The sequence below is a fragment of the Persicitalea sp. genome (genome assembly GCF_041751555.1).
Taxonomy (GTDB): domain Bacteria; phylum Bacteroidota; class Bacteroidia; order Cytophagales; family Spirosomataceae; genus Persicitalea.
In genome coordinates this window covers 1-7,623 of the sequence record NZ_JBGSXF010000363.1, presented here as the reverse complement: position 1 = coordinate 7,623, position 7,623 = coordinate 1, and the positions used below count along the sequence as shown (strand labels likewise).

11 protein-coding genes are annotated in these 7,623 nt (G+C 50.2%); 8 read left to right on the top strand and 3 right to left on the bottom strand.

Going from position 1 to position 7,623, the window contains the following annotated elements; translation table 11 throughout:
* The coding region (locus tag ACEW8P_RS13105) for an efflux RND transporter permease subunit (protein ID WP_373513527.1) at positions 1-2,837 on the bottom strand (2,837 nt) is incomplete at its 3' end.
* A gap of 183 nt (positions 2,838-3,020) precedes the next feature.
* Between ACEW8P_RS13105 and ACEW8P_RS13100 the strand changes: the two genes are divergently transcribed.
* The 7 genes from ACEW8P_RS13100 (at position 3,021) to ACEW8P_RS13070 (ending at position 6,322) form a co-directional block, all read left to right on the top strand.
* Positions 3,021-3,278: a DUF4160 domain-containing protein gene (locus tag ACEW8P_RS13100; RefSeq protein ID WP_373513526.1), complete on the top strand. Its 258-nt coding sequence runs from the start codon at positions 3,021-3,023 to the stop codon at positions 3,276-3,278.
* Between the two features lie 6 nt (positions 3,279-3,284).
* Positions 3,285-3,536, top strand: a complete 252-nt coding sequence (locus ACEW8P_RS13095) for a DUF2442 domain-containing protein (protein ID WP_373513525.1) — start codon at positions 3,285-3,287, stop codon at positions 3,534-3,536.
* A 33-nt stretch (positions 3,537-3,569) separates the two neighbouring features.
* The gene (locus ACEW8P_RS13090; RefSeq protein ID WP_373513524.1) at positions 3,570-3,788 is read left to right on the top strand and encodes a hypothetical protein; all 219 of its coding nucleotides are present in this window, start codon (positions 3,570-3,572) and stop codon (positions 3,786-3,788) included.
* Positions 3,785-3,934: a hypothetical protein gene (locus ACEW8P_RS13085; RefSeq protein ID WP_373513523.1), complete on the top strand. Its 150-nt coding sequence runs from the start codon at positions 3,785-3,787 to the stop codon at positions 3,932-3,934. Before ACEW8P_RS13090 ends, ACEW8P_RS13085 begins: the two co-directional genes overlap by 4 nt.
* A 379-nt stretch (positions 3,935-4,313) precedes the next feature.
* Positions 4,314-5,405: a type I restriction endonuclease gene (locus ACEW8P_RS13080; protein ID WP_373513522.1), complete on the top strand. Its 1,092-nt coding sequence runs from the start codon at positions 4,314-4,316 to the stop codon at positions 5,403-5,405.
* A gap of 90 nt (positions 5,406-5,495) precedes the next feature.
* The gene (locus ACEW8P_RS13075) at positions 5,496-5,675 is read left to right on the top strand and encodes a DUF1902 domain-containing protein (protein ID WP_373513521.1); all 180 of its coding nucleotides are present in this window, start codon (positions 5,496-5,498) and stop codon (positions 5,673-5,675) included.
* A 263-nt stretch (positions 5,676-5,938) separates the two neighbouring features.
* A complete protein-coding gene (locus ACEW8P_RS13070) occupies positions 5,939-6,322 on the top strand; it encodes a DUF2809 domain-containing protein (protein ID WP_373513520.1) in 384 nt (127 codons plus the stop codon).
* Positions 6,323-6,324: 2 nt separating this feature from the next.
* Here ACEW8P_RS13070 and ACEW8P_RS13065 read toward each other — a convergent pair whose 3' ends face one another.
* Together ACEW8P_RS13065 and ACEW8P_RS13060 are read right to left on the bottom strand one after the other, a co-directional pair.
* On the bottom strand, positions 6,325-6,825 hold the full coding sequence (locus tag ACEW8P_RS13065) for a DUF6169 family protein (protein ID WP_373513519.1): 501 nt from the start codon (positions 6,823-6,825) through the stop codon (positions 6,325-6,327).
* The gene (locus tag ACEW8P_RS13060) at positions 6,809-6,982 is read right to left on the bottom strand and encodes a hypothetical protein (RefSeq protein ID WP_373513518.1); all 174 of its coding nucleotides are present in this window, start codon (positions 6,980-6,982) and stop codon (positions 6,809-6,811) included. Before ACEW8P_RS13060 ends, ACEW8P_RS13065 begins: the two co-directional genes overlap by 17 nt.
* 159 nt (positions 6,983-7,141) lie before the next feature.
* Here ACEW8P_RS13060 and ACEW8P_RS13055 point away from each other — a divergent pair.
* Positions 7,142-7,623, top strand: a 482-nt coding sequence (locus ACEW8P_RS13055) for an alginate lyase family protein (RefSeq protein ID WP_373513517.1), incomplete at its 3' end; no start/stop codon positions are given.

The following is a 7,623-nucleotide window of genomic DNA, read 5'->3' as shown; positions in this document are numbered from 1 at the left end:
CCGTTCAAAACCGCCACGCCGAAGAGCGCGATGAAGCCCACGCCCGCCGAAATGCTGAACGGCATATCGCGCAACCACAACGCCCAGATGCCGCCCACCGCCGAGAACGGCACGGCGGTGAAAATCAGCAATGCCTCGACCAGCGAGCCGAAGGTAAAGTACAGTAGCACGAAAATCAACGCCAAAGCCAGCGGCACGGCAATGAGCAGGCGGTCGGTGGCCTGTTGCAAATTTTCGAACGCCCCACCGTAGCTGAAAAAGTACCCTTCGGGCAGCGCGACGCCCGTCTCGATTTTATCCTGAATGTCCTGCACGACGCCCTGCACGTCGCGGCCCAGGACGTTGACGCCGATGGTAATGCGCCGCTTGGTGTCATCGCGCGAGATTTGGGCGGGCGCTTCCTGGTAGGTGATTTCGGCCAGTTCGCCCAGCGGCACGGCTCCGCCGTTGGGCAACGGCACGTAGAGATTACGCAAATCGGTGAGGTCGGTGCGATGGGCGCTGTCGAGCCGCACGACGAGGTCGAAGCGCCGCTCGCCCTCGAAAACTACCCCCGCCGTTTCGCCCGCGAACGAGGCGCGGATGAGTTGGTTGATGTCGGCCACGTCGAGGTGGTACTGCGCCAGACGGTCGCGGTGATAGACGGCGTTAATCTGAGGGAGACCAACGATAGGCTCGACGCGACAACTCGCTACGCCCGCGATGGGCGCGATGAGGGCGGCGGCGGCGTTGGCCCGCTCGAAAAGCAGGTCGAGGTCGTCACCGTAGATTTTCACCACCACGTCGGAACGCGCCCCGGTGATCATTTCGTTGAAGCGCATCTGGATCGGTTGCGTGAATTCGGTCATCACGCCGGGTACTTCGCGCTCGATCACCGCACTCATTTTCTCCGACATTTCCTCACGGCTGCTGGCCGAGGTCCACTCGGCGCGCGGCTTCATGTTGATCATCTGGTCGGTCATTTCGACGGGCATCGGGTCGGTGGGTACTTCCGACGCGCCGATGCGGCCTACCACCTGGCGTACTTCGGGGAAGTTTTTAAGTAAAGCGCGTTCGGCTTTCAGCGAAGCGTCGATGGTTTTGGTGAGCGAAGTACCCGTGGGCATACGGAGGTCAATGGCAATGTCGCCCTCGTCGAGTTGCGGGATGAATTCGCCGCCCAAAGTACCGAACAGCCACGCGCTACCCGCCAAAAGTACCACCGCCGCCACGACGACCGCCACCCGAAAATCCAACGCCCGCCGCACGACTGGTTCGTAGGCCGCGTATAGTTGACCGACCAGCCGATCCGAAAAGTTCTTTTCGTTTTTTATTTCTTTTTTCAAAAACAAAGCCGTCGCCATCGGGACATAGGTCAGCGACAGTAGCAGTGCCCCGACGATGGCGAAGCTGACCGTCAGGGCCATCGGCTGGAACATTTTCCCCTCGATTCCTGACAAAGACAGGATGGGAATATAGACGATGAGAATGATGATTTGTCCAAATACCGCTGATTTTAGAATGCGAGAGGCATTGGTCTGGACGGTTTCGTCCATTTGGGATTGCGACAGTTTATCCCCCGTTTTCCAATGTACATGCAGGAAATGAAGTGCCCCCTCGACCACGATCACCGAGCCATCCACCACCAGGCCAAAATCAATCGCGCCCAGGCTCATCAAATTAGCCGAAACGCCGAACAGACGCATCATCCCGAACGTAAACAGCATCGCCAACGGAATCACTGATGCCACGATCAGCCCCGCCCGCCAGTTACCGAGCAGAAGTACCAGCACGAAAATAACGATCAGCCCACCTTCCAGTAGGTTTGTCTTGACGGTACTTATGGCTCGGTCGATTAGTTCGGTGCGGTCGATGAACGGCACGATGCGGACGCCTTCGGGCAGCGATTTCTGAATGCGGGCCACGCGCTCCTTCACCAGCTTGATGGTGCGCTCGGCGTCAGCGCCTTTGAGCATAAGTACCACCGCGCCTACGGCCTCGCTCTGGCCGTCGCGGGTCATGGCCCCGTAGCGCACCGCCGCGCCGTACTTTACATCGGCCACGTTGCGCACGAGCAGCGGGACGCCGTTGGCGGTTTTCAACACGATGTTGCCGATGTCGTCCAGACTTTTGATCGCGCCTTCGCCCCGGATGAAGAATGCCTGACTACTTTTTTCGAGATAACTACCTCCGGTGTTGCCGTTGTTGCGCTGCACGGCGTCGAAGAGTTCGGCCACCGTGACGCCCGCCGCCCGCAACCGCTCGGGGTCGACACTGACCTCGTATTGCTTCACGTGACCGCCAAAACTACTCACTTCCACCACACCGGGAATGCCCGCGAGTTGCCGCTTCACGATCCAGTCCTGCGCGGTGCGGAGTTCGGTGAGGTCATAGCGGTTTTCGTAGCCGGGCTGCGGCACGAGGGTATATTGGTAAATCTCGCCCAGGCCCGTAGTGATGGGGGCCAGGTATGGCTTGCCGAACTCGGCGGGAATGTTCTGCGACGCCTGCGCCAGTTGCTCGCCCACCAGTTGGCGGGCTTTGAGGATGTCCATGACGTCGTCGAAAACCACCGTAATCACCGACAGCCCCAGCCGCGATACGGAGCGGATTTCCTCCACACCCTGCACGTTGGCGAGGCTCAACTCGACGGGCGTGGTGATGTACTGTTCCATTTCCTGGGCCGCCAGCGCGGGCGACTGCGTAAGTACCACGACCTGATTGGTGGTAATATCCGGCACGGCGTCGATGGGTAGTTGGGAGAGCGAATAGGTGCCCCAGCCGATCAGGCCCAGCACCAGCATTCCGATAATAAGCTTGTTGCCGACGCTGAACCGGATGATGGATTCAAATGACATAAAGGGTACTTGCTGACAAATACCAAATTTACGGATAAATGATTCGTGGGATTGTGGGGACGGGGAAATTTAGAATGGGTATAAGTAGAGGGGCAGGAGGATAATCTCCTCATGTTTGCGTTGCCACAGATTTGCCGTAGATTGTACCTAGGTAAAAAAAGCTATCTACTATCCTAATCTTGTATGCCGGAAATCTCCCGATTCTATGGAATTGTGATTCAAATGTTCTATAACGACCACAACCCGCCGCACTTTCATTTTGAATATGGTGAATACAAGGCGGTTGTGAATTTCAAACAGGAGATCGTAAAGGGTCATATGCCCAGCCGGGCATTGAAGCTGGTATTCGAGTGGATGGAGCTACATCAGGAAGAACTTTCAGAAAATTGGCAACTGGCCAGACAGGGACTTCCACTAAACAAAATTGAACCACTAAATTAATCTGTTATGGAAAATATATGGGTAACAAATGCCGAGTACATAAAGGGTTACGAGCTGGAACTCCATTTTAGCGATGGATCGAGCGGAAACGTTGATTTAGAAGGCTACTTGGACAAACCGATTTTTGAGCCACTCAACAGTATTGAGTTTTTCAAAAGATTCAAATTAGGGTCCTGGACCGTAGAATGGGAGAATGGCGCAGACTTTGCCCCGGAATTCTTGTACGAGAAATGTAGAAGGGTTATGGCGAGTTCATAAGCACCTAGACAATCCACCAGCCTAACCAATCTTATGGAAACATTGATTATCAGAACCCAAAGCAAGCGGAACTTTAAGCTTCTGAAAGAACTGGCAACCCAGCTAGGCGAGAGCGTCGAGATACCCTCCACCGAACGGGCGGAGGATTTGGCCTTCGGCGAAATGATGCAGGAAGCCAAAACCGGGACTTACGTAAGTAGGGAAACCATTATGGAAGCCCTCGATGTAAAGCCTAGCGACGCCCGAGAGTGAACGTACTTTTCGACACCTCGTTTGATAAAAGCGTGCGGAAATTGAAAAACCCGCAGCTACAGCGGAAAATATGGGATATAGTCCTGATGCTGGAACAAGCTACAACTCTCAGCGACATTACTAATGTGAAGAAAATGGAAGGGTAAAAAACCTTTTATCGCGTGAGAATTGGTCATTACCGATTGGGCTTTGAACTTATTGCACCCGATACCCTGAATTTGATTATGGTAGCTCATCGTAAGGAGATTTACCGCTATTTCCCGTAAATCAGAAGTAGTCGAGCAATCCCAACTGTCAGCAATGTTGGATTAACCCAATCACAAAATGGGGTTTGCGCAGGAAATAGGTAGGGATGTTATTCATTGTACTTTCATTTCTCGAGGCTATTTGATAAATTATTCCCTTTTGGGATTTATACTTTTAGCACTGCTGTATTATGGCATTGTTATTGCCAACAAGTAGGCTCAGTTTGATCGAGAAAAAATTACGCGCAATCAATCATACATTACTGATAGTAAGATATTTATGGACTTCAAAGATCAAGTAAAGCTGCTTAGCGAAAGGGTTTCAAAACTCAAAGATAACATTCACACAGAGGAAGCCACGAAGAACGCCATCATCATGCCATTCATTCAGGCACTCGGTTATGACGTTTTCGATCCTACAGAAGTAGTACCGGAATACATTTGCGACATCGGGACGAAAAAGGGAGAGAAGATTGATTACGCGATTTTCAAAGATGGACAGCCGATAATCCTGATAGAGTGTAAGCACTGGAAACAAAAACTGGACGTGCATGACGGACAACTGCTGAGATACTTTCACGTGTCTCATGCAAAATTTGGTGTTCTCACCAATGGCCTAATATTCAGGTTTTATACAGATTTAGTTGAGCCAAATAAAATGGACGAAAAACCATTTTTAGAATTCAACATTGAAGATATTAGAGAAGGGCAGATCGAAAAACTGAAAGACTTTCACAAAAATTACTTCGACCCCGAAAATATCTACACTTCTGCCTATGAGTTGAAGACTACCAGTATCTTAAGGCAGCTGGTACAAGCCGAACTACACGATCCGACCGATGAGTTTGTTAGGTATTTTGCTAAACAGGCCCATACCTCAATTGTTAGCCCCAAAGTTTTAGAATACTATCGTCCTCTCATAAAGAGGACGTTTACTAGTCTCATCAACGACACATTGAATGACCGATTGAAGTCTGCAATTACTATTGATGAGGGAGACGAGGGTGAAAAACTTTCTTCTGTTGGTGAAGAACAGCCGCTTACTACGAACATTGTCACGAAGGAAAAGGAGGTTGTGACTACGGAAGAGGAAATGGAAGCCTTTTATATAGTGAGATCCATACTTCGTCCACACATTGAAAGCGCTCGTATCACTCATCGTGATGCCCTTTCGTATTTTGCAATTTTCCAAGATGACAATAACAGAAAACCGATTTGTCGCTTGTATCTAAATTCACCAACGAAAAGGTGTATAGGCATTTTTGGAGACGACAAGAAAGAGACAAAAATTGAAATTAAAACCATTGATGATATTTACGAACACGGTAACGAATTGATCTCGACTGTATCCACTTATAATCAAAGTAAGTAGTCTATTTGTTTTCTGTCTCTCAACCGCCTAACTAACTCAGAACGATATAGAAGGAACCGTAAGAATACAAATAGAAAACTGCCGGAAGGCGTGTACCTAGCAACCTCTGAGCAAGTTCAGGGACTTATCGCTCAGGGACGTACCATTACGGAAACTCTTGAAATCGCGCGAGATGTGGCGAAAAAACTGCTGGAATCCCAAAGCGGGAAAGCCATTTCAATAGACAGGCTGGACGACAAGTTCGATTGTCCATTGGTGGTCGCCGTGTAAATGGGCAGAGCAGGAGGATTTAGCTATCGGCAGATTACTAGAAAGCTAAAAAAGCTTGGGTTAGCTTTTCAATGACAGGCAGCGGGGAGCCATGAAATCTGGTATTCCGAAGCCAAAGACTTGTACACGACCATGCCGGAGATATGCCCGAAGGGACGTTGAGAGCAATACTTAAACAGGCAGACATTGATGTAAATGAATTTCTGAGTTCAAAATAAAAGCCACGACCAAGGAAGGATCAGGCAAATTAGTAAACATTCAGAATGCTAACCTTCAACAAAAAATACTTCCTGCTGACGATAACCCTGTTCCTGATTGAAGTCTTCATCGCCCTATACGTCCACGATAATTTCATTCGCCCCTTATTCGGTGATTTTTTAGTGGTGATACTGGTTTACCGTTTCATCAGATCATTCTTACAAATCTCAGTCATCGCCGCCGCCATTTCCGCTCTCTTGTTTTCGTATTTTGTGGAAATAGCCCAATATTTCAACATGGTTGAGGTACTGGGGCTTCAAAAGTCAAGACTGGCAAGAACAGTGATCGGCACTTCTTTCGCGTGGGAGGACATTGTGGCTTACACGCTTGGGATCGTGTTTGTTATTTTGGTAGAAAAAAAACTAGCCAGTCCCAAGTTACGCCGCTGAGGCTACTTCTCCTCTTCCCCCATGCGCATAAAAATCTCTACGATGCGGCCAGCGTTCGGATGGAGGCGGCTCATAATCAGCGAGAGATAAATCCGATTACTGCCATCGACGACGATTCGGTCGAATTTGGTCATGACGTCCGTCTTGACGTTTTCGTTGTAAAACCAGTGACCGAATTTGCGATGGCGCGCCTTGCCCCGCCCGTCGGTCGAATCGCAGATGAAGACGATGACGTGCCGCTGGGCCAGGAAGAAATCTTCAAAAATGACAAAAATCGTGGGAGCCACTCGCTCATCGGACGGAAGTCGGCCACCCGCCAGGTTATCGGCGATTGAGATGACCATCTCGAATACCTCCGCATCCACTTCCATATAGGCGTTGAAGTAGTCGGATGACGGGACAAATTTTACTTCGTACTTTATGTCGATACCCGTCGTAAAGAGGTACACATTTTGTTCTCCTGCAACAAATTCAAATTCGTACGGCTCACTTTGATTCGTCACAATTTTCTTTGTTTTTCTTGCTAAGTCTCGCGTAAGCGGCCTGAATTTCCGGATTGTTGCGATAGTTCTCCACTGCATCGCACTGGGCTTGCTCCTTTACTTTCATCAGGTGACGGACGAACTCGATGCCGCTGATGGGTTTGGTTGGCGTTTCCATAATCGTGGCTGTTTTTTTGCCCTAAGATACGAATTAACATTATACGAGCGAGAGCTATTATTATTTGGGTGATAGCTGCCAACCTTCATTGACACCGAGAATAAATCAAGGTCAGCAGTAAGTTATAAGGTGTAGCACCCTATTTTGTCGTCTGAGTTTATGATGAGACTTCACAAAACGACTTTCTACTTCGCCAGCTTCCTGCTGCTTTTGACAGCCATCCGTCCGCAAACCGCGACGGGCCAAGGCTTTGCCCATCCGGGTATCAACCAAACGAAGGCCGACCTCGCCCACATGAAAGCGCAGGTCTTGAAGGGAGAGGAGCCTTACAAGAGTGCTTTCGAGCGGCTCAAAGCGGATACCGATCTGGCTTTTGTGGTCACGCCCTACACCCATGTGTTGCGAGGTCCCTACGGCAAGCCAAACATTGGCGGAAACGACCTTTCCAAGGGAGCGCAGATGGCCTACAACTGCGCCGTGGTGTGGTACATCACCAATGATAAAGCGTACGCCAACAAAGCCATCGAAATTCTCGACGCCTGGTCGGCGACGCTGTGGGATTTCGACTACAACGACGCCAAACTGCTGGCCGCCTGGACGGGCCACACCCTTTGTAACGCCGCCGAAATACTGCGCTTCAC

Excerpts from the sequence above, each read along its gene's own strand:
- ACEW8P_RS13070 (WP_373513520.1), top strand. The coding sequence starts at position 5,939 with ATGCTAACCTTCAACAAAAAATACTTCCTGCTGACGATAACCCTGTTC.
- ACEW8P_RS13080 (WP_373513522.1), top strand. The coding sequence starts at position 4,314 with ATGGACTTCAAAGATCAAGTAAAGCTGCTTAGCGAAAGGGTTTCAAAA.
- ACEW8P_RS13090 (WP_373513524.1), top strand. The coding sequence starts at position 3,570 with ATGGAAACATTGATTATCAGAACCCAAAGCAAGCGGAACTTTAAGCTT.
- ACEW8P_RS13095 (WP_373513525.1), top strand. The coding sequence starts at position 3,285 with ATGGAAAATATATGGGTAACAAATGCCGAGTACATAAAGGGTTACGAG.
- ACEW8P_RS13060 (WP_373513518.1), bottom strand. The coding sequence starts at position 6,982 with ATGGAAACGCCAACCAAACCCATCAGCGGCATCGAGTTCGTCCGTCAC.
- ACEW8P_RS13100 (WP_373513526.1), top strand. The coding sequence starts at position 3,021 with ATGCCGGAAATCTCCCGATTCTATGGAATTGTGATTCAAATGTTCTAT.